Source organism: Nocardiopsis sp. CNT312, assembly GCF_000515115.1.
GTDB lineage: Bacteria > Actinomycetota > Actinomycetes > Streptosporangiales > Streptosporangiaceae > Nocardiopsis.
Window position 1 is genome coordinate 38,636 of the sequence record NZ_AZXF01000017.1, and the last position, 21,464, is coordinate 60,099.

The 21,464-nt window shown below is 67.7% G+C and carries 24 protein-coding genes, 1 tRNA gene and 1 other RNA gene; 6 read left to right on the forward strand and 20 right to left on the reverse strand.

Features of this window, described 5'->3' with window-relative positions:
- Positions 1-5 precede the first annotated feature (5 nt).
- Complete coding sequence (gene recR, locus B042_RS0108065; RefSeq protein WP_028647867.1) at positions 6-605, reverse strand: recombination mediator RecR; 600 nt, start codon at positions 603-605, stop codon at positions 6-8.
- A gap of 171 nt (positions 606-776) precedes the next feature.
- The gene (locus B042_RS0108070) at positions 777-1,121 is read right to left on the reverse strand and encodes a YbaB/EbfC family nucleoid-associated protein (RefSeq protein ID WP_028647868.1); all 345 of its coding nucleotides are present in this window, start codon (positions 1,119-1,121) and stop codon (positions 777-779) included.
- 247 nt (positions 1,122-1,368) lie between these two features.
- Between B042_RS0108070 and B042_RS0108075 the strand changes: the two genes are divergently transcribed.
- Positions 1,369-2,547: an rRNA adenine N-6-methyltransferase family protein gene (locus B042_RS0108075; RefSeq protein WP_028647869.1), complete on the forward strand. Its 1,179-nt coding sequence runs from the start codon at positions 1,369-1,371 to the stop codon at positions 2,545-2,547.
- A gap of 28 nt (positions 2,548-2,575) precedes the next feature.
- Here B042_RS0108075 and B042_RS0108080 read toward each other — a convergent pair whose 3' ends face one another.
- Entirely contained in the window at positions 2,576-4,627 is a 2,052-nt protein-coding gene (locus B042_RS0108080) for a DNA polymerase III subunit gamma and tau (protein WP_028647870.1), read from the reverse strand.
- 115 nt (positions 4,628-4,742) lie between these two features.
- An RNA gene (ffs, locus tag B042_RS24830) (signal recognition particle sRNA small type) lies at positions 4,743-4,838 on the reverse strand.
- A gap of 123 nt (positions 4,839-4,961) precedes the next feature.
- Here ffs and B042_RS0108085 point away from each other — a divergent pair.
- Together B042_RS0108085 and B042_RS0108090 are read left to right on the forward strand one after the other, a co-directional pair.
- Complete coding sequence (locus B042_RS0108085) at positions 4,962-6,311, forward strand: DUF2252 domain-containing protein (RefSeq protein ID WP_036554289.1); 1,350 nt, start codon at positions 4,962-4,964, stop codon at positions 6,309-6,311.
- Positions 6,312-6,376: 65 nt separating this feature from the next.
- Positions 6,377-6,464: transfer RNA gene (locus B042_RS0108090), tRNA-Ser, on the forward strand.
- A 77-nt stretch (positions 6,465-6,541) separates the two neighbouring features.
- On the opposite strand, the gene B042_RS0108095 is transcribed toward B042_RS0108090, so the two are convergent.
- From B042_RS0108095 to B042_RS22375, 14 genes are all read right to left on the reverse strand, one after another.
- Entirely contained in the window at positions 6,542-7,798 is a 1,257-nt protein-coding gene (locus tag B042_RS0108095; protein ID WP_028647872.1) for a site-specific integrase, read from the reverse strand.
- A 58-nt stretch (positions 7,799-7,856) separates the two neighbouring features.
- Positions 7,857-8,057 carry an excisionase family DNA-binding protein gene (locus B042_RS0108100; protein ID WP_036554291.1) on the reverse strand — a complete coding sequence of 67 codons (201 nt, stop codon included), beginning with the start codon at positions 8,055-8,057 and terminating at the stop codon, positions 7,857-7,859.
- 48 nt (positions 8,058-8,105) lie between these two features.
- Positions 8,106-9,611, reverse strand: coding sequence for a YfjI family protein (locus B042_RS22370; RefSeq protein WP_051415541.1), 1,506 nt, complete (start codon positions 9,609-9,611; stop codon positions 8,106-8,108).
- On the reverse strand, positions 9,608-10,525 hold the full coding sequence (locus tag B042_RS0108110; protein WP_028647874.1) for a bifunctional DNA primase/polymerase: 918 nt from the start codon (positions 10,523-10,525) through the stop codon (positions 9,608-9,610). The genes B042_RS22370 and B042_RS0108110 overlap by 4 nt, the downstream gene beginning before the upstream one ends.
- Positions 10,522-10,929, reverse strand: a complete 408-nt coding sequence (locus B042_RS0108115; RefSeq protein ID WP_028647875.1) for an RRQRL motif-containing zinc-binding protein — start codon at positions 10,927-10,929, stop codon at positions 10,522-10,524. Before B042_RS0108115 ends, B042_RS0108110 begins: the two co-directional genes overlap by 4 nt.
- A 223-nt stretch (positions 10,930-11,152) precedes the next feature.
- Positions 11,153-13,162 carry a hypothetical protein gene (locus B042_RS0108120; RefSeq protein WP_028647876.1) on the reverse strand — a complete coding sequence of 670 codons (2,010 nt, stop codon included), beginning with the start codon at positions 13,160-13,162 and terminating at the stop codon, positions 11,153-11,155.
- A gap of 59 nt (positions 13,163-13,221) precedes the next feature.
- Positions 13,222-13,590 carry a hypothetical protein gene (locus B042_RS0108125; RefSeq protein WP_028647877.1) on the reverse strand — a complete coding sequence of 123 codons (369 nt, stop codon included), beginning with the start codon at positions 13,588-13,590 and terminating at the stop codon, positions 13,222-13,224.
- The gene (locus B042_RS0108130) at positions 13,580-13,846 is read right to left on the reverse strand and encodes a hypothetical protein (protein WP_028647878.1); all 267 of its coding nucleotides are present in this window, start codon (positions 13,844-13,846) and stop codon (positions 13,580-13,582) included. Before B042_RS0108130 ends, B042_RS0108125 begins: the two co-directional genes overlap by 11 nt.
- Positions 13,846-15,048, reverse strand: coding sequence for a hypothetical protein (locus B042_RS0108135; protein ID WP_028647879.1), 1,203 nt, complete (start codon positions 15,046-15,048; stop codon positions 13,846-13,848). Before B042_RS0108135 ends, B042_RS0108130 begins: the two co-directional genes overlap by 1 nt.
- Positions 15,045-15,182: a hypothetical protein gene (locus B042_RS26025; RefSeq protein ID WP_197024201.1), complete on the reverse strand. Its 138-nt coding sequence runs from the start codon at positions 15,180-15,182 to the stop codon at positions 15,045-15,047. The genes B042_RS0108135 and B042_RS26025 overlap by 4 nt, the downstream gene beginning before the upstream one ends.
- Positions 15,182-15,355: a hypothetical protein gene (locus B042_RS25590; RefSeq protein WP_155988948.1), complete on the reverse strand. Its 174-nt coding sequence runs from the start codon at positions 15,353-15,355 to the stop codon at positions 15,182-15,184. The genes B042_RS26025 and B042_RS25590 overlap by 1 nt, the downstream gene beginning before the upstream one ends.
- Positions 15,348-15,566 (reverse strand): hypothetical protein, encoded by a 219-nt coding sequence (locus B042_RS0108150; RefSeq protein ID WP_028647880.1) that lies wholly within the window; start codon positions 15,564-15,566, stop codon positions 15,348-15,350. The genes B042_RS25590 and B042_RS0108150 overlap by 8 nt, the downstream gene beginning before the upstream one ends.
- Positions 15,563-15,913: a hypothetical protein gene (locus tag B042_RS0108155; RefSeq protein ID WP_028647881.1), complete on the reverse strand. Its 351-nt coding sequence runs from the start codon at positions 15,911-15,913 to the stop codon at positions 15,563-15,565. Before B042_RS0108155 ends, B042_RS0108150 begins: the two co-directional genes overlap by 4 nt.
- Position 15,914: 1 nt before the next feature.
- Positions 15,915-16,217, reverse strand: coding sequence for a WhiB family transcriptional regulator (locus tag B042_RS22375; protein WP_051415543.1), 303 nt, complete (start codon positions 16,215-16,217; stop codon positions 15,915-15,917).
- A 211-nt stretch (positions 16,218-16,428) separates the two neighbouring features.
- On the opposite strand from B042_RS22375, the gene B042_RS0108165 reads away from it, so the two are divergent.
- Both B042_RS0108165 and B042_RS24835 read left to right on the forward strand, forming a co-directional pair.
- Positions 16,429-17,199, forward strand: coding sequence for a GntR family transcriptional regulator (locus tag B042_RS0108165; protein ID WP_028647882.1), 771 nt, complete (start codon positions 16,429-16,431; stop codon positions 17,197-17,199).
- Positions 17,196-17,636, forward strand: a complete 441-nt coding sequence (locus tag B042_RS24835; RefSeq protein WP_081748657.1) for an NUDIX hydrolase — start codon at positions 17,196-17,198, stop codon at positions 17,634-17,636. The genes B042_RS0108165 and B042_RS24835 overlap by 4 nt, the downstream gene beginning before the upstream one ends.
- Positions 17,637-18,137: 501 nt before the next feature.
- Here the strand turns inward: B042_RS24835 and B042_RS25595 are convergent.
- Positions 18,138-19,490, reverse strand: coding sequence for a hypothetical protein (locus B042_RS25595; RefSeq protein WP_155988950.1), 1,353 nt, complete (start codon positions 19,488-19,490; stop codon positions 18,138-18,140).
- Positions 19,491-20,338: 848 nt separating this feature from the next.
- On the opposite strand from B042_RS25595, the gene B042_RS0108170 reads away from it, so the two are divergent.
- The gene (locus B042_RS0108170; protein WP_028647883.1) at positions 20,339-20,971 is read left to right on the forward strand and encodes a maleylpyruvate isomerase family mycothiol-dependent enzyme; all 633 of its coding nucleotides are present in this window, start codon (positions 20,339-20,341) and stop codon (positions 20,969-20,971) included.
- A gap of 62 nt (positions 20,972-21,033) precedes the next feature.
- Here B042_RS0108170 and B042_RS22380 read toward each other — a convergent pair whose 3' ends face one another.
- Complete coding sequence (locus B042_RS22380; protein ID WP_051415544.1) at positions 21,034-21,432, reverse strand: SdpI family protein; 399 nt, start codon at positions 21,430-21,432, stop codon at positions 21,034-21,036.
- Positions 21,433-21,464: the final 32 nt, after the last annotated feature.

The following is a 21,464-nucleotide window of genomic DNA, read 5'->3' on the forward strand; positions in this document are numbered from 1 at the left end:
GTGAGCTAGAACTCCAGACTGCGACGGCCCTCGAAAGCACGTCCCAGGGTGACCTCGTCGGCGTACTCCAGGTCGCCGCCGACCGGCAGGCCGCTGGCCAGACGGGTCACTTTGAGCCCCATGGGTTTGACCAACCGCGCCAGATAGGTCGCGGTGGCCTCCCCTTCCAAGTTGGGGTCGGTCGCCAGGATGAGCTCGGTCACCTGGCCGTCCGCCAGACGGGTCATGAGTTCCTTGACGCGGAGGTCGTCGGGGCCGATGCCCTCGATGGGGCTGATGGCGCCGCCCAGCACGTGGTAGCGCCCGCGGAACTCACGGGTGCGCTCGATGGCGACGACGTCCTTGGACTCCTCGACCACACAGATGACGGCGGCGTCGCGCCGCGCGTCACGACAGATGCGGCACTGCTCCTCCTGGGCGATGTTGCCGCAGACGGAGCAGAAGCGGACCTTCGCCTTGACCTCGGTCAGCGCACCCGCCAGGCGCCGGACGTCGGCGTCCTCCGAGGCCAGCACGTGGAAGGCGATGCGTTGCGCGCTTTTCGGACCGACGCCGGGCAGCCGCCCGAGCTCGTCGATCAGATTCTGCACAACGCCTTCGTACATCGCCGCCCGCTCGTCGATCAGTGTGTCGCGGGAACCCGCCCCCGCCGGACAGTGCCCGCGGCATCCCGTCGACGGGCCCTGTTCCCGGAGAACGAGAGTCCACTCCCCACCGTATCCGGAGCGGCGACCCGCCGGGCACCCGGCCGGACCGCCGCCCCCGTGGCCGACGTCTCAGAAGCCGGGCAGACCCGGCATCCCCCCGCCGGGCACCCCGCCCATGCCCTCGGCGAGCGGCCCCATCTTCTCCTGCTGGATCCGCTCGACCTGCGACTCGGCGTCGCGGATGGCAGCCAGGACCAGGTCCGCGATCGTCTGGGCACTCTCCTCGGCATCGTCCGGGTCGATCGCCTCGGCGGAGACCGTGACGTCCTCCACCTGCCCGCGCCCGCTCAGCTTGACCTTGACCAGGCCGCCGCCGGAACTCCCCTCCACCTCGGCCTCGTCGAGCGCCTTCTGGGCCTCGGCGAGCTGCTGCTGCATCTGCTGGGCCTGCTGGAGCAGGGCCTGCATGTCCATTCCGCCAGGGTTCACGTCCGTACTCCTCGCCGCACTCGTGGTGCTGGGTGTCGCTCTCGCTGTGAGGGTAACCGCTCGGACGCGCCGGGAACGTCCCTTCCGTTCCCGGCCCAGCCGACACCTCCACAGCCCCCCGAAGAGTAGCCTCGGTGTCACTTTCGGTTGAGGGTGCGTCCAGCTGGGCACAACGGTGCCGTTGGCGCCCCACCGGCACCGACAAGCACCGAAAGTCACGGGGGACGACGTGTTGACCGCCAAAGAGCGCCACACGGCTCTGATCGAGGCGATGATCACGGAGGGCACTCTGAGCGACCCAGCGCTCATCGAGGCCTTCCGTGCCGTCCCCAGGCACCGCTACGTACCCGGCTCCGGCGTCCTGACCCCGCACGGCACCCCGCTCAACGCCGCCAACAGTCCGGAGCGGTGGCTCTCCGCGGTCTACACCGACGACGCGGTGGGCACCCGGGTCGAGGAACGCAGGCTCCCCCGCCAACGGGGAACCGGACGCGCCGCCCGGCGTGCCGCGGTGGCACGGTCGGCCACCTCCTCCAGCGCCGCACCGACGGTCCTGGCGCACATCCTGGAGGCGGCCGACTTGGCGCGGGGACAGCGGGTCCTGGAGATCGGCACGGGGACCGGCTGGAACACCGCGCTGCTCGCCCACCGGCTGGGGGACTCCGCCGTCACCAGCGTGGAGGTCGACGAGCACCTGGCGGAGGCAGCCCGCACGACGCTGAGGGCGCAGGGCTACCTGCCCGCCGTCCACCACGCCGACGGCTACGAGGGCTGGCCGCCGGACGCGCCCTACGACCGGATCACCTCCACCTGCGGTGTGCGCCGCATCCCGCCCGCCTGGCTGCGGCAGACCCGCCCCGGCGGTCTGATCGTCTGCCCCTGGGGCCTGCTGGAGTGCGCGGGAGTCCTCACCCGTGTGACATGCGGCCGGGACGGCTCCGCGGTCGGCACGTTCCGGGGAGGCGTGGGGTTCGTACCCCTGCGCACGCCCGGACCGCCCTGCCCGTCGGCGCGGGACTCCGGTCAGCAGCCGGACGAGTACCGTCTGACCCAGAGTGATCCCCTCGTGGCTCTGATGGCCTTCCCGTCCGCGTTCGCACTGTCCGTGATGGTGCCGGACTGGCGGATCCGGCAGAGGTGGATCGGTACGGGGACCGGGCTCTGGGCGTGCGACCGGGCGGGGCGCTCCTGGGTGCGCATCTACCCCTACGGAACCTCGTGGATGATCGAGCAGGGCGGACCGCGCAGCATCTGGGACGAGTTCGAGGACGCCCTGGACACGTGGCGGGGGCTCAGCTGCCCGCCCCCGGAGCGTTTCGGGCTGTCGGTGGACGGCGAAGGGGTCCACCGCGTGTGGCTGGACTCCCCCGACGGCCGGAGCTGGCGGATCGGACCACCCGTCCGGTCGTGATCCGCTGCGGTACCAGGCGCCCCGCCCGCTACTCGGCGGGGGCCTCGTGCTCGATCTCCTCGATCACCCGGCCACCGAGTTCGGACTCGATGAGGGAGGCCCCGCCCGCCGACGGGACGGCGGAGGTCCCACGGGTTCCGGTGCCGCTCGGGGAGGCACCGACCGACGGTGCCGCGGGGGCGGGTTCCGGCATTGCCGACTCCGGTTTCCGGGTCGGCTCCGGGGAATCCACGTGTTCCGGCGGCGGCGCGGCCGAAGGGTCCTCGAACGGGTCGGGCGGGGGCGCTTGAAGTCCGGGAACCACCTTGCCCGGCGGGGGACCGGCCGGTGCGGGCTCGGGCCGGGACGGCGCGGAGGGCCGCTGCGCGGGCGGATCCCAGCCGGCGGGTTCGGCAGGCGCGGGACGGCGCGTGGGCGCGCCCCCGGGGTTCGTTCCGGCCGCCGCGACGCGCACCTCGATCCCCAGCACCTGCCGGACCGCGTCGGCGACAAGCTGGTCGCCCCCGCTGTTGGTGAAGCCCTTGGCGTCGTTGGGGCGGTTGAAGGCCAGCAGGACGGTGTTGCCCTCCACCCCGACCGGGTGGGCGTTGCTGCCGGTCAGGACCATCCAGGTGAACCTGCGGCGGCCCTTGACCGCTTCCAGGACCTGCTCCCAGGCTCCCCGGAGCGTGTTCAGGTCCACACCCCCGCCTGAGGAGGGGGCCGGGGCCTCCGGGGCCGCAGGGGCCTGCCTCGGCGCGGCCCACCCGTCGGGCTCGGACGACCGTGTCTGGGGCCGCGGCGGTGACTGCCGTGCGGGGGCCGGGGACACGGGCTCGGAGGGAGGCCGCGACGGGCCGGCGGAAGGCGCGGTCGGCGCGGATGCCGCGGCTCCGGAGGCCGGGGGCGCGGTCGGCTGCGGGGCCGGGGGCGCACTCGCGGCGGGACGGCGCTCCACCTGCTCCAGGCGCGCCACGAGGGCCGCGGCGTCGTCCCCGGACACGGCCGGGAGCAGGACCCGTGAGCACATGAGTTCCAGGAGCAGGCGGGGAGCGGTCGCCCCCCGCATCTCGGTCAGCCCCTGGTTGAGGATCTCCGCGGCCCTGGTGAGTTCGGCAGGCCCCAGCCGCGACGCCTGGTCCCGCATCCGCTCGGCCGCCTCCGGCGCGACGTTGACCAGCCCCTTGTCCAAGGCGTCCGGGACGGCGGCCAGGACGACGAGGTCACGGAAGCGCTCCAGGAGGTCGGCGGTGAACCGGCGCGGGTCGTGGCCGCCCTCGACTACGCGGTCGATGAGGCCGAACACGGCGGCCCCGTCCCGTGCCCCGAGCGCGTCGACCATCTCGGCGAGCAGGTGGGAATCGGTGTAGCCGAGCAGGGACACCGCGCCCTCACGGGTGATCCCCTCCTCACCCGACCCCGCGATGAGCTGGTCGAGCACGGAGAGCCCGTCCCGCGCGGAACCGGCCCCGGCCCGCACGACCAGCGGGAGCGCCGCCGGGTCGTAGGGGATCCCCTCCTGCCTGAGCAGGTCCTCGAAGAGCGCCTTCAGGGTGCTCGGCGGGATGAGCCGGAAGGGGTAGTGGTGTGTGCGCGACCGGATGGTCCCGATGACCTTCTCGGGCTCGGTCGTGGCGAAGACGAACTTCAGGTGCGGAGGGGGCTCCTCGACGAGTTTGAGCAGCGCGTTGAACCCCTCCCGGGTCACCATGTGCGCCTCGTCGATGATGTAGATCTTGTAGCGCGATCCGACCGGCGCGAAGAAGGCCCGCTCCCGCAGGTCCCGGGCGTCGTCGACACCGCCGTGGGAGGCGGCGTCGATCTCCATGACGTCGATGCTGCCGCCGCCGTCGGGGGCGAGCGCCACACAGGACTCACACGCGCCGCAGGGGTCGGGGGTGGGGCCCTCCACGCAGTTCAGCGAGCGCGCCAGGATGCGGGCGCTCGTGGTCTTGCCGCAGCCGCGCGGGCCGCTGAAGAGGTAGGCGTGGTTGATCCGGCCGCTGCGCAGCGCCTGGCGCAGAGGGTCGGTCACGTGCTCCTGTCCGCGCACCTCACCGAATGTCGCCGGACGGTACTTGCGGTACAGCGCGATGCTCACGGTGTGATCACTCCCCTGGTCCCTGCCACGCCCCCATTCAACCCGCACACGATGACAGCTCGGGTTCGAATCCGGAAGACGTGTGGGGTCCGGCCCGTGGAGGGGAGGAGGGAAAGCGAAGGACCCCCCGCGCACCCGCCAGAGCCTACTTATCCTTGCTGCCTTCCGGCCCTGGGGAGGTTCATAGGATGACGCCGCACGAGGGGTCTGAATCCGAGTGTAACCGAACCCGGAGGCCTTCCGTCACCCCCCGGCCCACCCGTGCCGCCATGCCTGTGCACATGTGACTCAACGCGCCTGAACATGTGGAGGAACAGGGACATCTCATTTCATCATGGGCACCATATTCACCCCTGAAGCATCCACCGACCACTCACCTGAGCGCCGCGAACTCATCGTGGACACCCTGGAGACGGCCTTCGCCGACCTGATGGGGGACGCGCCCGCCGCGTTCCGCGTCAAGTTCCGCAAGATGGCCGCGAACCCCTTCGCTTTCTACCGCGGCACCGCACCGCTCTACTACGCCGACGTGGCCGGCATGCCCGACCCGTGGGCGAACGAGCAGACCTCGCGCGTGTGGATCCAAGGCGATCTGCACGCGGAGAACTTCGGCACGTACATGGACTCCACGGGCCGCCTGGTCTTCGACGTCAACGACTTCGACGAGGCCTACCTCGGCCACTTCACCTGGGACGTGCTGCGCTTCGCGGCCAGCATCGCGCTCCTCGGGTGGCAGAAGGCCCTGTCCGACGACGACATCTCCGCCCTGGTGCGGCGCTACGTCCGCGCCTACACCGCCCAGGTGCGCGAGTTCGCCGACCGGGGCGGGGACTCGGAGTTCTCCCTGAAGCTGGGCAACACCGACGGCACCGTGCACGACGTCCTCCAGCAGACCCGGTTGAACAGCCGCGCCGCGATGTTGTCGGCCATGACCGAGCGCGACGGGTACGACCGCCGGTTCCGCGAGGGGCCGCGCGTGCGCCGCCTGGGCGACGAGGAGCGCGAGAAGGCCCTCGCCGCCTACGACGCCTACCTGGAGACCATCCCCGAGGACCAGCGCTTCTCCTCGCTGGAGTACACGGTCAAGGACGTCGTGGGCAGCGGCGGCTTCGGTATCGGCTCCGCCGGGCTGCCCGCCTACACCCTGCTCATCGAGGGCCGCTCGGAGGCGTGGGACAACGACATCGTCCTGTCCATGAAGCAGGGGAACGTCGCCGCACCGTCACGGGTGGTGACCGACCAGTACATCATGGACGCCTTCGAGCACCACGGCCACCGCACCGCCGTGTCCCAGCGGGCGCTGCAGGCACACGCCGACCCGCTGCTGGGCCACACCAGCATCGACGGCGCCGGCTTCGTGGTCAGCGAGATCTCCCCCTACACCAACGACCTGGACTGGAGCGGGCTCACCGAGCCGTCGGAGATCGCCCCCGTCCTGGACTACCTGGGCCGCGCGACCGCCAAGGCGCACTGCGTGTCGGACTCGCACGCGGACTCCGGCCTGGTGAGCGACGTGGTCGAGGAGGCCGTGGCCGGTGTCCTCGACGGACGCGATGAGGAGTTCGCGTCGTGGTGCGCAGACTTCGCACACGCCTACGCCGCGCAGGCCCGGGCCGACCACGCGCTGTTCGTCGACGCCTTCCGCAACAACACCATCAAGGGCGTCCTGTCCAGCCAGAGCTGACCCGCGCGGACCGGCCACGGAGTGACCGTTCGAACCATCCCCCGTGAGCCTGTAGAGTTGTCGGCGGAGGATTCGCCTAGTGGCCTAGGGCGCACGATTGGAAATCGTGTTGGGAGCAATCCCTCAGGGGTTCAAATCCCCTATCCTCCGCCACGGCTCACCAGCCGAAACGAAGCCCCGGAGCGCGTCAGCGCTCCGGGGCTTCGTCGTCGGTGGTCTCAGTTGTGGTCTCAGTTGGCCGCTGCGGAGCCTTCTTCCCCCTCCTGGGGAGCCTCCCAGATCAGCCCTCCGACGCGGTCGGCGACGTCAGCGCGAACCTCATCGACCACGTGCTGGTAGCGCTTGGCCATGGAGGCGGATGACCAACCCATGAGTGCCATCACGGCCCGGTCGGGCACCCGCAGGATCAGGAGCACGGTCGCGGCGGTGTGCCGTGCGTCGTGCAGGCGGGACTCGCGCAACCCGGCCTGCCGGAGGAGGGCCTTCCACTCCCGGTAGTCGGTGTTGGTGTTGAGCGATCGCCCGAACTCGTCGGTGAAGACCCACCCGCCTTCGTTCCAGTGGTCCTGTGCTGCCTCCCGCTCCTTGCCCTGGATCTCCTTGTGATGCCGCAGGAGCGCGACCACGGGGTCGGGCAGACCGACCGGGCGTCGACCCGCCTTGGACTTGGTGTCCTTGGTCAGCGGGTTGGTGCGGACCTTCTGCGAGCACAGGCCCGGCTTGCGTCCGCAGATACCCCCGCAGCCGTGTTCGTACTTGGGGCGAAGCAGGCTCCGGCGGACCCGCAGGGTGCCCGAGGCAAGGTTGACGTCGGACCACTTCAGCCCGAGGGCTTCGCCCTGGCGGAGCCCCAGGGAGAGGGCGATCGCCCACCGGGCTCCGTTGCGGCGGTCGGCGACCAGCTCCAGGACGCGGCGGATCTCCTCGACCGTGTACGGCTCGACCTCCTCCTCTTCGACCTTCGGGGGCTTGGCCAGGTCGGCGGGGCTGTCGCCGACGAACTTCCTGCGCTTCTTGGCCTCGTTCAACGCGGCCCGGACGGTGCGGTGGACGTGGTGGGCAGTGCCGGGCTTGCTGCCGTTGGCCTGCATCTTCTTGTAGAGGCGTTCGAGGTGTTCGGGCTGGAGTTTGTCGAGCCAGTGCCCACCCACACCCGGGATGAGGTGATGGTGGACGTCCACCCGATAGCCGGAGTAGGTGTACTCGCTCACCGAGTCCTTGGCGATCTCTTCCAGCCAGTACGTGAGCCAGGCGGCCACTCGCCACCGTTTCCCGGCCTCGGGGACGTTCCCCTCGTCGCGCTTCTTCTCCAGCTCCCGGACGGCCTTGGTCAGGTCCTTCCGGCTCTTCCGCGACAGGTGTCGACGGTCGGGGGTCCCGTCGTCCTTGACCCCCACGGTCACGCGGCCGTGCCAGCGTCCGTCCTTGCCGAGATAAATGGACGACGCCCCGTTCGGTTGCCGGGTGCGCTTCGGCTTGTCCGTCATGTGGTCTCGCTCCTGAGAAATTCGGAGCGGGGCCGCGGCGGCGCGGCCCCGCGGGGGGTTACGCCGCGCGGTCCTGGGTGCTCTCCTCCAGCAACAGGGCCACGTACTCGTCGAGGGCGACAGCGGGCACCAGGCGGGAGGTGCCGATCTTGACGGAGCGCAGGCGTCCGAGCTTGATCTGCTCGAAGACGCGCGTTCGGCCGATTCCCAGCAGCTTCGCCGCCTCCTCGACACGGAGCAGCTTCTTCTCAGCGGTCATGGACAGTGCTTCCTTTCTGGGAGTGCGGCCCCGGTGGTTGCTTGGCGGCTATGCGCCGGGGCCGCTGATCTGCGGGTGAACCTGGTAGGCGGGCGAGGGCGGACGACCTCCCTTCGGGTTGCGCGGGGGCGGGGGCTCCATCGCGATCCAGCCGTAGCCCTCCAGCAGTTCCAGGGTGGGGAGGACGTCGGCGACCTTGGGGAAGGTGCCGCGCGGCAGGCCGGAGAACGCTTCGCGAACGGTGAACCGGGCGGGCTTCTTACGGCGGAGCCAGTCCAGGACCAGTCGGGCGCGCTCGGTCTCGGGGTCGGCACCCATGTGGTCGAACGCGGCTTCGGCGTGGCGGGTGAAGTACTCCCCGATCCGGATCGCGGCGGCCATGGTCTCGCCCCCGATGGGGAGCCGGTAACCGTCGACCGGGTTATCCGCCAGATGCAGCAGAGCGGCGATGCGCACGATCGCGCCGACAGACTTGCCAGCCCAGTCCGACATGTGCCCGAGGTCCCCGGTGCGCGGGTGAAGCCGCGGCTCCAGCTTGCGGGCGTAGTCGAGCCGAAGCGCGTCGGCCTCCGGTGAGAGCTGGAGACGGATGGGGTCGGTCCAGTCGAACAGGTGCACCACCATCCGCATCAGCCGTTCCTCATAGGTGGCGGCGACGTCGGCGGGAACCGGGTCCGGGTCGACGTTGCGGGTGCCGATGTTGGACTCGGGCAGGGCGTACAGGAACCGCCCGAGGAGTCCCTTGCCTCGGAAGCCGGGGCCGGTCGCGATCTCCTTGATCACGTCCGGTTGCACGGCCAGTCCGAGCGTGAGGATGGCGGATTCGACGTGTTCACTCCGGCCGTTGCGGTCGACGCGCAGCATGTCCCCGGCGTGGCCTTTAAGGAACAGGTCGAAGTTCGGCATGCCGGAGTAGCGGCCAGCGAGGATCTGGAAGATCCCTCCCTCCGCCGACAGCACGGCGAGCCTGCCGCCCTGGTCGCACAGGATGGACGCGGCCCGCTCCGGGGTGACATCGTCGGCGACCAACTGCGGGATGACCGGGATATCGATGCCATCGATCGCGGCAGCGGCGTCCGAGGCATCCGCGAGTGCGTCCGGGGCTCCCTTGGACGAAACGGCCTTGGCCTTGGCCTTCTCCGCTACCCCGGCGGCCACCTCGCGCGCCAGCTCGGCTTCCACGATCTGTGGACGGGTCCGGTCGGTGAGTTCGGCCTCGACTTTGAGGATCGGCCCGGTCATCGCCCGGAACACCGCCGACTTGCGCGAGGCGGGCGGAAGAGCCACGACCGTGAACAGGTTGACCGGTTCGGTGTAGGTGCCCCGGACTTGGACGATGGCACGTCCCCCGGCGGCGGTGGACAACGCGGCCAGTGCGACGCACCCGGCGGCGTCCACAGGCGTCTGGGTCTCCTCCGCGACCGCCTTGACGAAGGCGGCTACCCAGTCGGGCAGGCAGTCGGCGGGGAAGGCTGGAGGGGTGCCCCGGGCACCGAGCGGGGTGGGGGCCTCCCATCCCCGTTCGGTGCCCTGGTGGCCGTCGGCGGGGATCACGCGGCAGCTCCCCGCGGACGGCGGATACCTGCTTGGATGCCGCTGCGAACCGTGGCGTCCACCTCGGAGGGTTCCAACCCGATGCGGAGTCCGGCCTGTTCGAGGGTGTCCTCTGCCAGGTGCTTGGGGAGCATCCCCGCACCGACCAGGGTGCCGACGGCGAACGCGGCCCGGTTCAGCGTGTGGTTGCGTTGCCCCTTCCGCGCGGACAGGACCTTGTCCACCTCGCCTCGCAGCGCCTGCGTGACGTACCGGGCCATCCCCGGCCGGTGCGCGAGCGCCTGGTGGACCTGTCCGGAGGTGACCGGGCGACGCCGGGCCGGTTCCAGCAGCGTCGCCAGCCATCCGGGGAGCGGTGCCACGTCGGCGGGGTTGGTCACGGTGTAGGGGCCGCGCCCGTCGGGGTTGGCCACGTAGGATCCGGGGCCGACGACGTACCCGCCCGTGGCGCGAGTGTCGATCAGCCACCCCAACCGACCGGAGGTGTTGCGGTAGGGCACGTTCTCCGGAGCGGCGTAGTACAGGTGAGTGCCGCCTCGGCGTGTAGTCACAGTGAACGTGTCGAACGTGTTCAGGAACGCGGCGTCGCCTCTGGCGTGCTCATGCGCGAGGGCCACGAACACGTCCATGCCGTTGGTGATGTCGGGACGCTCCCATTCCGGCGGCGGGGTGTCGTCGTCCTTGGGAGTGTCGAGGTCGACCACCACCAGGCCGCTGGGTCCGCACGCGACGGCGACGTTGTGGCAGGGGTGGGCTCCCCAGTAGGAGCGGATGGCGTTCTCGTCGCGGGTGGCGTGCCGCTCCCAGTCGGTGAAGGTCCGCACAGGCCGCTTGGCACGGGTGCGCAGCGGGAACACCGACCAGCCTCGACGGGCGGCAGCAATGGCGTGCGGCAGAACGTTCGTCGGGGTCATGCCGCTGCCTCCAGCTCCCAGTCCTCGGGGGTGCCGCCTTCGTGGCAGGCCGGACACTCACCCAGCGAGGTGGGAATGACGTAGACGAACACCAGGCGGCAGGTCGGGCAGGTGCGGCGGGCACGCATCGCGGCGGCCAGTCCCCGGGCGCGGGCCTCGGTGAACTCCTCCTTCGGTCGGGCCTCGCTGATGCGGTAGAGGGCGGCGGTGCGGACACCGTTCTTGGCCTTGCGGGAGCGCCACATCAGCTGAGCGACGGGCTCAGAGGTGCCGGGGCGCAACCCCATGGCGGACAGTTGCTTGCGGGTGGCCAGGTCGTCGTCGGCGACCCATGCCGTACCCCATGGGTAGGTCGGCAGTCCGTAACGGGAGCCATCGGGGTCGAGGAAGCGGAGGTTGGTCACGACGTGACCCCCGATCCGCAGTGCTGCATCATGGAAGTGCTCCTTTGGGAGTGCTCTTTCTGAGAGCGCGGCTCCGGTGGTTGCTTGGCGGCTATGCACCGGAGCCGCTTTTTGGTGTCCGGGCCGGTGGAGACACCCCGGCGCGGTGTTACAGGTCAGCGGCTGTCTCCACCTTGTGGAGACAGGGGTGGAGACAGCCAGTGGAGACACAGTCGAGACGGTCTCAGGCAGCCACGAGGTGCCCCGAGACGATCGACCACGAGCCGTCGTCCTCGTGGCGGATACGCCCCTCCTCCTCCAGTCGGTTGAGCTGTCGGTAGACCCACGCGCGCTTGCGATCAACGCCGATCTCTCGCAAGCCGTCACCGACCTCCGGAGCGCGGAAGGTGGTCAGGCCTCGGTCGAGCCAGGTTTGGAACATGGCGTCGAGCGCCGCGCGAGCCTCCTCAGCCGACTCCTTGGAGCGCCGACGCGGAGCCAGGGAGAAGTTCTCCCCCTCCACCGGCGTGATCTCCTGGTCGAGGTCGCCCGTGATGTCGGGGTCGTCGTCGGGAGTGGTCAGCACGATCGGCTCCACGTGGTCACTTGCGGGCTCGTCCTGGTCCTCGAGGACGTCCACCGATCGGGAGACTGGAGCGGGCTCGGCGGCGGTGTCCGGTGCTGTGGTGCCGTCCTGAGCGGCCCGGTAGTCGGAGTAGGCCTTACCGAACGCCGCGCGGGTGACCGTGTCGAGCTTGGCGTCCTGGTCGGTCAGCGACTCAGCGGCCGGAGTCAGAACCGTGTTCTCCTCAGCCGGGTTGGTCGAGGGCGGGCCGAACATCTTCACGGGCACCACGTGCCGCTCGGAGTCGGCGTACTCGATCGCGGCGAAGGCGGCTCCCGGCTTGGACTTGCGCCACCGAGCCGGTTCGGCCCCGGCAGCAATCACGTAGTCCGGCAGGACGTAGGAGGCGTCCGCGTCGTCCCTGACACCGAAGCAGACACCGTCACCGAGGTTCGCCCTCGCGTCCGTGTCGAGGTTGCCGTAGGTGGCGCGCTGGAGGCTGACCTCGATGTGGATACCCACGGACCGGGCCACCCGCAGCAGTTCCACCAGTTCGTCGAAGTCGGCGGCCTCGGCCGCCTCCTCGATGAGCACGTGGAGGAACGTGAGCCCGCAACCGGCCGTCCACTGAGCCTGACCGCGCTCTCCCAGGTAGTCCGCACGGGCACGCACGGCCCTCTTGAGTGCGTCCAGCAGCGCACGGGAGGCCTTCTTGTCGTAGGCGGGCCACCCGATCGCGCGTTCCACCGGCCCGAGGGTCTGCTTGCCCTTGGCCAGGTCGATCGCGCACACGAACGTGTCCGACCGGGCGGCGACCTGCACGAGCTTGATCTTGCCGTGCACGGACTTGCCCGCACCGGACATGCCCACGGTCAGGGTGTGCTTGCCAGGGAGCATGTCCCGGTACGGTTCGCCATCGGTGTAGACCCCCAGCTCCAACGGAGCATCGGCGATGGACACCCCCACGGTGGCCGGGTCCAACCCCGGCCACGGCACGAGCTGTCCGAGGAGATCCTTGGTCACGATGGTGATCTCACCGCGTCCGGCGTGCGTGGGGTCCTCAGCGATCGTGATCGCCCCCGGGGCGACACCGTAGGCGGACGCCAGTTCCTTGCGGCGGTCCTGGAGGTCGTCCACGGTCTTACCGGGCGCCAGGGTCAGACGCCCCTTGGTCTGCACGTCGGTCTGCTTGGTGACGCGCATGGTCACGCCCTTGATGTGCAGCTTCTCGGCGATCTCTTCCCAGGAGGGCAGCGCGATCGGCCCTCCTTCGGAGGAGGCGTTGCCCTGTCCGGCCGACCAGGTGTGCACGTTCGAGGCCGCGGCCAGTGTGCCGCCGGTCAGGATGAGTAGGTCGAGCATGGGACGACCCGTTCCCGCGATGGTGGCGGTCGCCAGCCAGAGCGTGCCCATGCCGGTGGAAGCGGTTGAGATCACGTGCGCGTACCAGGTACGCGCGGTGGTCAGGCGGTGGGCGAAGTAGGTCACCACACCGCCGGCGGCGGTGACGCCAGCCGCGGCGGCGACCGTCCATCCTCCGGCGTCGCCCCACATCATGTGGGCCGCCCACCCGGCGGGCACCATGAGCGAGGTGGTCAGCCACGGACGCACGTAGGCCATCGCGCCGGGGCCGCGCCGGACGGCGACCTCTCGGCCGTCCCGGCGCACCACCAGTTCGTCACGAGCCATCTTCGTCTCCCTTCTGGGTGGCCGGGGGCCGCACGGTGCGGCCCCCGGATCAGTGGTGGTCAGGACTCCAGGTCGATGGTCTTGCGGCGCTTCTTGGGCTTGATCAGGTGCTCGAAGTGCTTGACCATCGACCCCCACGTGCGGACGGCCTCGATTCCGACAGTCCTCTGGGCCTCGGCGGACCGGCGCAGGTGGCGGGCGATGCTGCGGGCCTTGCGGCGCACCGCCATGTGGGACTCGCCGTCGGCGGGCGGGAGGTCCTTGAGCGAGGCCTCCAGCTCCTGGGCGGAGTACTCCAGCTCCATGGCCAGGGCGCGGGACAGACGGCGGACACGCTCGGTGTACTTGCGGATGTCGCTGCCGGTCTCGAACTCGATCCCTTCCAACTCGGTGATGATCTGCTGGGCGTAGCGGGACTCAGCGCTCATGGGTCTCCTCGGTCTCGTTGGTCGGGCGGTTGATGACGACGGCGATGACGCCCCTTCCGGGGCCGTAGCGGCGCACGTGGGCGGTGTGCAGGTGTGCCCGCCAGGTCTGTCCGAGCCAGGTGGCCAGTTCGGCCCCCCAGACGCGGACGGGGCGGATGTCCAGGCACGCGGCGACGTAGGAGTCCACGTGTGCGAGCAGGTGGTCAGTGAAGGCGAGGGCAGCCGACAGACGGACCCTCCAGAGGGCGCGGGCCATCAGACGCCCCCGTCCTCGATCTCGCGGCGCAGGCGGCGAACCGTGGACTCACCCAGACGGAGCGCTTCGGCGATCTCGCCCGTCTGAGCGCCCGGGTGAGCGCGGAGGTACTCAGCGATCCTCCGGACGCGCTGCCGCTTCTCCAAGCGCTGCCGCTCCTGCGCGGTCAGCACCCGCTCGGACGCTTCGTTCTCCCCGTGTGAGCGGAACCGCTCAGACGGCCGCTCAGGGTGGTTGACCTGTGCAGAGTCGGTGTCGTCGCCGTTGTCATCGGGGGCGGTGCTCCCGTGTGAGCGGGTCTGGTCGTCCTCGGATGAGCGGACCCGCTCAGACGGCCGCCCGTGTGAGCGGTTGCGCTCACGGAGGTAGTCGGCAGCCTCCTCCGCGAGCTCCTCCCCGACGACCTCCAGGGCCTGTCCGGCGGTGTGGTGCTGGGTCAACTCCCCATGGGGAGGGTCGTCGACCGGGGTCGCCGTGGTGGTGATCCGGCCCATGGTGGTGGCGATGGCGTCGGCGGAGGTGACCGCAGTCAGGTACGCGAACGCGCTGAACGCGGCGGCCCCCAGACTGCACACGGCACCGACTGGCCCGGACCCGAGGGCGGACCCGAAGATGCTGACCATGAGCGGAGCCGCGATGAGCGCGATCAGAGCGGCGCGGCGGCCACCCGTCGGAAACGCACCCGAGCGGGCGAGCAGTCCAGCCCAGATGATCGCGGAGGTGGACATCCCGGTCAGGGCGACCTCTCCGAGGTAGCCGATCCCGGTCGGGGCGGTCAGATGGTAGGCGGACACAGCCGCCTCCAGCCCGATCGCGGACCCGACCGAGAGCACGATGGAGGCTCCCAGCGACAGGGCAGCGAACCGGCCCCGGTTCCGCACCAGGGCCAGAACCGTGTACGCCGGGTCGGTCGCGGCACGGGCCGCGTCCACGGCCTGAGCCGCCCGGATCGCCTCCTCCGCGCGGCGGTCGGTCTCACGCTCAGAGCGCAGCACCCGGCGGTGCTCCAACTCCAGGCGGGTGCTCAGCCGTTCGGCCGCCAACGCGTCGGCCTTACCCCGGGTGGCGGGGTTGAGCCGCGGGTCGGACAGCAAGTCCTGTCGCGGGATGCTCGCGAGGGCCTGAGCCTGCCGGACCTGTTCCTGGAGGGCAGTGACCACGTCGCGGGTCTGGGTCTTCTTGGTCTTACGGCGGAGGTTCATCGGCGGTCTCCCAGCTTGGAGAGGCGGCGGATGGTGTCGAGGTCGGCACGGCGGTCGGGCCACAGGCCACCAGTGAGGAACCACACGACGGCTCCCACCAGCAGCAGGGCGAACAGGGAGATCAGAACGGCCATCAGGAGCGCCTCCTCCTGCGAGAGGTCTGGCTGAACACCAGGCGGGTACGGCCCCAGCGGCGGGCGGTGCGCTTGACCTTGCGGACAAGCTCAGCGACCTTCAGCAGAGCCAGAACGGTGATGACGGCGACGGTGGCGCCGAAGACGAGTCCGGCGAGGAGGTCCTCAGACATCGCGGCCTCCCTTCTCAGAGGAGGGGAAGACGTAGCCCAGGACGGACTTGACGGTCATCAGCGCGGCAATGGCAGCGATGACCAGAAGCGCCCACGAGGGGTCAGGGTCGGTCAGGTAGGTCCACAGCGCCCACGTCCCCAGCACGAACAGCAGAATGTCCAGGCCAGCGGTGATCCAGGCGCCCATGCGGACGACGTCGTGGGGGGTCATCGGTCCGACTCCGAACGCTCGGTGTCGTCGGTGATCTGGCACAGGCACGAGATCCGCACCCCGGTGCCGTTCCAGTCGTAGGCGTAGACCGAGGCCACCTTGTCGTCCCAGCCGTTGACCTTGGCGTCGAAGGTCCGGGAGACATCGGTGATGAGCTGGCGACGCTCCTTGGCGGTGCTGTGGTCGTGGCTCATCCACAGGTCGACGCTGGGGCCGTTGATGTGGTCGGTGGAGACCGTCAGCTCCGGGTAGTCGCCGGAGAGCTGACCGACGATCACCGAGGCGATCGTGAGCAGCTCGGGCGCGGTCATACGTGGGGGCGTGGTCGTGGTGAGGTCGGCGGTCATGTCAGGCCACCTCTCGCAGGTAGTCGCCCATGTCGGTCAGCTCGTTGGCGATGTATCCGGCCCACACCCCGGCGGCGGGGGACTCGCGCAGGGCCAGCTCCAGGCACAGGGCCCGGGCGGGGCAGGACTCGCACAGCGTCCGGGCGGCGTTCTCCCGCAGCTCCTTGGCGGCGGGCTTCTCGCCGAACAGGTCGGTGGTGTCGGGCTCGAAGAACAGCTCCGGCCGTGCGGCGCACGGGAGCGTGTGTTCGGCCAGACCGGCGCGGAGTCGCGCCGTGGTCTGGGACTTCGGGTCGGGGCTCACAGAACCTCCTCGGATCGGAAGCGAAGCCCGGTTCCTGCTGGCGGCTATGAAGCAGGGACTTGGGCTGATGCGTCTTCGACAGTACGGACTTATGTCATAAGCGTCAAGACATATGCAATAAGTTCTTGCGAGTGTCATCCCACGAGAGGAGCAGAGCAAGCCGTGCGGCTACCGTGGAGGGACCACACATATGTCAGAAGACGGAGGCCAGATGAGCAGCCTCGAACCGCCGAAGGCGCGGTACAAGCAGGTGGCGGACCTGTTGCGCGACGCCATCAAGCGCGGGGACTACCCGGCGGGTTCTTCGCTGCCCAGCCAGCCCGAGCTAGCCCGCGAGTACGACCTGAACCAGAGTTCGATCAGCCGCGCCATGGCCATGCTCCGCGCCGAAGGGTTGATCCGCACGGAGCACGGCAAGGGTTCCGTCGTCTTGGAGGTGCCCACGGTCAAGCGCGTCCGGCGCATCGACCGGGACTACCGGACCCGCCCCACTGGCAGCAGCTTCGCGGAGGAGTTGACCAAGGCGGGACGCACCTCGCGCACGGAGCTGGTCGTCTGCGACGCCGTTGACGCGCACGCCGACATCGCGGAAGTCCTCCGGCTGGACGAATCCGAGCAGGCGCTACTGCGCAAGCGTCACATGTACGCGGAGGACAAGCCGGTGCAGATCGCAGCCTCCTATATCCCGATGAGCGTGGCCGGAAGCGTTGACATCGCCATGCCGGACACCGGCCCCAGTGGCATGTACGCCCGGATCGCGGATCGAGGGTTCGGGCCGGTGCGGTTCACCGAGGACATCGAAGTCCGCGGAGCCAAACAGGATGAGGCTGACTTCCTGAACATCACACTTGGACAACCGGTGTTCGCCATCCTCCGTACCGCCTTCGACAAGGATGACCGGCCAGTAGAGACCTGCCTGAACGTCTTGGCAGCCCTCCAGTGGAAGCTGACCTACGCATGGGAACAGGACGTGAAGTCATGACCAAGGAAATGCCACGGCACAGTGTCAGCGTGACAGGTGTGGTGGTTCGGCCCGAGGACGGCAAGGTCCTTGTCATCAAACGGGCCGACGATGGCCGCTGGGTTCCCCCGGGGGGCGTAATGGAATTGGACGAAACTCCGGAGCAGTGCGTGGTGCGGGAAGTGCAGGAAGAGACTGGGATCGGGGCCAAACCGATCCGTCTGACTGGGGTCTACAAAAACATGAAACTCGGCGTGGTCTCTCTGGTTTTCCTGTGCGAACCCGTCGGCGGTGTTCTACGCACAAGCGACGAATCAACCGTTGCCACCTGGTTGACGCCAGAGGATGCTGTCGCACGCTGCCCCGAAGCCCGAGGCGTCCGCATATCCGACGCCCTATCTGGAGAGGCACCCCACGTTCGCGTTCACGATGGAACATCAGTTATCTACGAACATTAATCCCACAAAGTCAGCATCAGCCCAAGTTCTATAGCGGGAGTTCAACGGTTCGCCTGCCTCGACGAACAAAGACAGCGGCAAGAGTAGTGCGGTATACAAAGCACTCTCGCATGATTAATTTTGCTTCGGGAACATCCTTATATTCACAGGACACCCCTCAAAGGGGCGAATTACCACATCAAAGTGATCCCCATGTGAGATTTGACCAGCCCCCATGTCCAGAATCGCACGCGCTACGTGGTGCTGGACAGTGCCGATCTCCACCATATTTCCCGATACCCGCAGTGAGACTGGAGCCCTCCAAAGAAAGGCATTCCCCTCAGGGCTGAACGACTCAATACTCCCCCCCGGGTGAAGATGAACAGTTTCACTAGCCCAATTCTTAGTTATCACTTCCCCCGAGAGCAGGCGCCCGACTTCAATATACTGACGCAAGTCCCTGACATCAAAGTCATAAAGGTCGGGAATTGACACCTGCTCCTCCGTGTGCTCTTGGATAATTCACAAAGCCTCAACAAATTGAAGGACCAGGTTCTCGCCAGTCGCGTGAGAAATTTCCTGGGGAATCAGTATCGCTTGATGGTTAACCGGCCCAAACGGCCGGGCGAACCTTACCTTATTTGGGTGCTTCACTTCCGACAGGAGCCTCAGTGGAGCAACGACCAGACTCGGCCACTTACCAGTTATATCAAGCTGCCTAATCGTAAAACTCATAAATTCTGTCTCAGCATCTACCAATATCTCGACCTCGAAAACTCCATTCTCCTCGATGCCGAAAAATCTACTACCCTTGCCGTCAATGCCGAAGGTTGGCTTTCCCATATTTACCTTGCATGACTCGAGGACTGTGTCACTACTGTCAAGCACCTGAATCCTGACTTGATGAGACACGCCCTCGTCTTCAGAAGTCCGGCTAATCGTGATACCAGCCCCCTCCCACAAGCCTCCGCCAATCCCTCCTGGGAGGTCAAACTCAGCACTAGCGGATCCCAGCGGCGCGGAGAAAGGCTTACCGTATTTTTGAAAGTCGAGAAAGTCTTGCTCCAGCTTGCTCCCTGGGTCGATTGCAAGATTTATCTTGATCGGCGCAGGCCTTTCGTTTAGAGCTTCAGCAAACTTGGCGTAGATCTTAACAGTCACAAAGCACCCAGCTTGCCCAGTCTGCTCAACTGCAACAAGGAAAGGCTCATCCGGGATGTAAGGCAAGACTGAATCTACAGAGAATCCATATCGAAAATGCGGGTCTGACTTATTTAGCATCCTCCCCAGAGACTCCAGCGTTCCAATCACTTCCCCTGGACTGATCCCAGGATACTCACCTTCGGAACCTTCAGAAGCAGCATTGTTAATCTTCATGCTAGTTCGAAGAAGCGCAGTAAGTTCCGCAACCCTGTGTTCAAGTCGCCTACCATCATTGTGAATATAGTAATCAATAACTTCAGGGTACTTCGCCGCCCAGGAATCAAGGTGGCCCAATCCTCTCCATTCGCAATTCACAAGCTCCTCTTTAGTCATCTCCTGAAGCCATTTCTCGTCCTTATTCATAGGGAGAATAGGTGCAACAACATACCAGTTCTCAAGCTTTATTTTCTCGCTTCCAGTGAACTCAACTACCCTTGTGAAGGATCGTTTTATTTGACTCCTTCGATCGCTATCTATATTCCCCGAGAAAGCCTTTACTTGATATACATCGATTACGCCCCTGCGGCCTTCCGAAGGAACGAATACATCGATCCCCCCGTCTCCCTGCTGGGGCTTGATCCTCTGAGCCCTAGGATTATCCAGGCAAATAAAGATACTGACGAGATGCTCGAAATCATCCCAATCAATGAGACTCCACTCGACCTTGGTCATCTAATGCCTCCTTTATCAGTTTTCTGAGTTTCAACTGCCCTCTATCCATGGGGTTACTGATCATCCCATGTACTAGCTCGTTGCGCCGCAGAACCTACAGAACCTTCAGAACTAGCGTTGGTGCAGTTCGCAGCATCTCTCCACGGAACCGCAGAACGCCGAGAAACCTCCGCAGAACCGCAGAACCTCCCGCGCAAGGGGTTCTGCGGGGGTTCTGCGAAGTAGCGCGGTTCTGACTCCCAAGACGTTGACCAGCCAGGACAGGAGTTCTGTGGGTTGTGCAGGTTCTGCGGTGGGGTACCGAGGGCTCCCCAAAGGGTGGCACCACAGGATGCACGTGCATGGTCGGAAACCGGACTCTTGAGGCGGCCTCTGCGGAGCGAACACGGCCACCCGAAGGTATCGCTCAGCCGCTGCTCACAGGCGTTCTGAGGGCCGTCTCGTAGTCTCAGTTTTAGTCTCATTCACTGCCGTCCGGGGTCGTTCGGAGCAGTCCGCCCTGGAGTCACTTTCCCTGGGCAGCGCGCTGCTGACCGACCCTGAACGCCCGTACGCGGGATTGGAAATCGTGTTGGGAGCAATCCCTCAGGGGTTCAAATCCCCTATCCTCCGCCATGGGAGCCCTGATCTGCGACAACGCGGATCAGGGCTTCTTGCGTGTCGGCACCCGGTGTGAGGGGTGGGGGCGGGGCATGACGTCGATACGCGACACGCTTCGGCAAGGCCGGACTCACCCGCCCGGGACCGCCGCTGTCGCGATCATGCTCAGTCGCGGTGACCCTCTTGACTCCGCAGGGGCCCCCTGGTCTTTTGTAGGGGAATCCTGCCGTTCCGCTAGGAGGTACCTGATGGGCCCCGAGGAGTGCTGGCGCGTCATAGAGAAGGAAAGGCTCGATCTGGCCGACCTTCTCGAAGGACTGGACGAGGAGCAGCTGAACACCCCCTCGCTATGCGAGGGCTGGCGGGTACGCGACGTGGCCGGGCACCTCGCCGGAGTGGCCGATCCGCCTTCCCTGGGCCGGATGCTCGTGGACGTCGTACGCTCCGGAGGCAGTTTCCACGGGATGAACCATGACTGGGCGGTACGCAGCGCCGACCGGCTCGGTCCCCGTTTGGCGGATGAACTGCGGGCCCTGGCGGCCTCACGGCGGCTGCCCGTGGTCACCAACTACCGCAATACCCTCTTCGATGTCCTCGTCCACGGCCAAGACATCGCCGTCCCCCTGGGTATCCCGCGCTCGATGCCCGTCAAAGCCGCTTGCACGGGTGCGACCCAGGTCTGGTCCATCGGTTTTCCCTTCCACGCGCGGCGACGGTTCGACGGCCTCCGGCTGACAGCCACCGACGCAGACTGGCAGGTGGGGTCGGGCGCGGAGGTACGCGGTCCGATCCAGGCTCTTTTGCTGCTCCTCACCGGACGCACCACTGAGCTGGACTCCCTGTCCGGAACGGGCGTGGAGGCGTTGCGCAGCAGCCTCTGACCTTCCGGCAGCGGCCTCACAGAGATCCGTGTCCCCCTACCGTCCGCGCCGTCGGCCCCGTCTCAGTCGTCCTCGTTCCGGCGGGCGACCCGGGCCGCCCGTGCGGTGCCGACCGCCACCAGGGCACCGGCCAGAACCGCACCCGCCGGGAGGACGACGAGCTGTCCGCCCCGGAAACGGGCGGGGAAGAAGGCCGCCACGGCGGGCAGGAGCACGGCTCCCGAGCCCCCGGACCAGGGCGCGATCCGCCGGTGGACGGCGTACCAGGCCCGTTTACCGGAGCGCGTGTACCCTGCGCGAATCCCGATCAGCGGGTTGGGCGGCAGGGCTCCGTGCCACCCTCGGCAGGCGCAGTACAGCAGGTAGACGGCCACGGCGGTGAGCACCACCGTCAGATACACCAGCGGCGCTCCGCCGAGGTGGCCGTCCGAGTGGGGAAAGCGCCCGTACGGCTCGGCCACTTCGTTCGGCGGGAGTGTGCGGGGGCCCCGCG

Coding starts and splice junctions, on each gene's coding strand:
- recR (WP_028647867.1), bottom strand. CDS start 605: ATGTACGAAGGCGTTGTGCAGAATCTGATCGACGAGCTCGGGCGGCTG.
- B042_RS0108070 (WP_028647868.1), bottom strand. CDS start 1,121: ATGGACATGCAGGCCCTGCTCCAGCAGGCCCAGCAGATGCAGCAGCAG.
- B042_RS0108085 (WP_036554289.1), top strand. CDS start 4,962: ATGGGCACCATATTCACCCCTGAAGCATCCACCGACCACTCACCTGAG.
- B042_RS0108095 (WP_028647872.1), bottom strand. CDS start 7,798: ATGACGGACAAGCCGAAGCGCACCCGGCAACCGAACGGGGCGTCGTCC.
- B042_RS0108100 (WP_036554291.1), bottom strand. CDS start 8,057: ATGACCGCTGAGAAGAAGCTGCTCCGTGTCGAGGAGGCGGCGAAGCTG.
- B042_RS0108110 (WP_028647874.1), bottom strand. CDS start 10,525: ATGACCCCGACGAACGTTCTGCCGCACGCCATTGCTGCCGCCCGTCGA.
- B042_RS0108120 (WP_028647876.1), bottom strand. CDS start 13,162: ATGGCTCGTGACGAACTGGTGGTGCGCCGGGACGGCCGAGAGGTCGCC.
- B042_RS0108125 (WP_028647877.1), bottom strand. CDS start 13,590: ATGAGCGCTGAGTCCCGCTACGCCCAGCAGATCATCACCGAGTTGGAA.
- B042_RS0108130 (WP_028647878.1), bottom strand. CDS start 13,846: ATGGCCCGCGCCCTCTGGAGGGTCCGTCTGTCGGCTGCCCTCGCCTTC.
- B042_RS0108135 (WP_028647879.1), bottom strand. CDS start 15,048: ATGAACCTCCGCCGTAAGACCAAGAAGACCCAGACCCGCGACGTGGTC.
- B042_RS26025 (WP_197024201.1), bottom strand. CDS start 15,182: ATGGCCGTTCTGATCTCCCTGTTCGCCCTGCTGCTGGTGGGAGCCGTC.
- B042_RS25590 (WP_155988948.1), bottom strand. CDS start 15,355: ATGTCTGAGGACCTCCTCGCCGGACTCGTCTTCGGCGCCACCGTCGCC.
- B042_RS0108150 (WP_028647880.1), bottom strand. CDS start 15,566: ATGACCCCCCACGACGTCGTCCGCATGGGCGCCTGGATCACCGCTGGC.
- B042_RS0108155 (WP_028647881.1), bottom strand. CDS start 15,913: ATGACCGCCGACCTCACCACGACCACGCCCCCACGTATGACCGCGCCC.
- B042_RS0108165 (WP_028647882.1), top strand. CDS start 16,429: ATGAGCAGCCTCGAACCGCCGAAGGCGCGGTACAAGCAGGTGGCGGAC.
- B042_RS24835 (WP_081748657.1), top strand. CDS start 17,196: ATGACCAAGGAAATGCCACGGCACAGTGTCAGCGTGACAGGTGTGGTG.
- B042_RS25595 (WP_155988950.1), bottom strand. CDS start 19,490: ATGACCAAGGTCGAGTGGAGTCTCATTGATTGGGATGATTTCGAGCAT.
- B042_RS0108170 (WP_028647883.1), top strand. CDS start 20,339: ATGGGCCCCGAGGAGTGCTGGCGCGTCATAGAGAAGGAAAGGCTCGAT.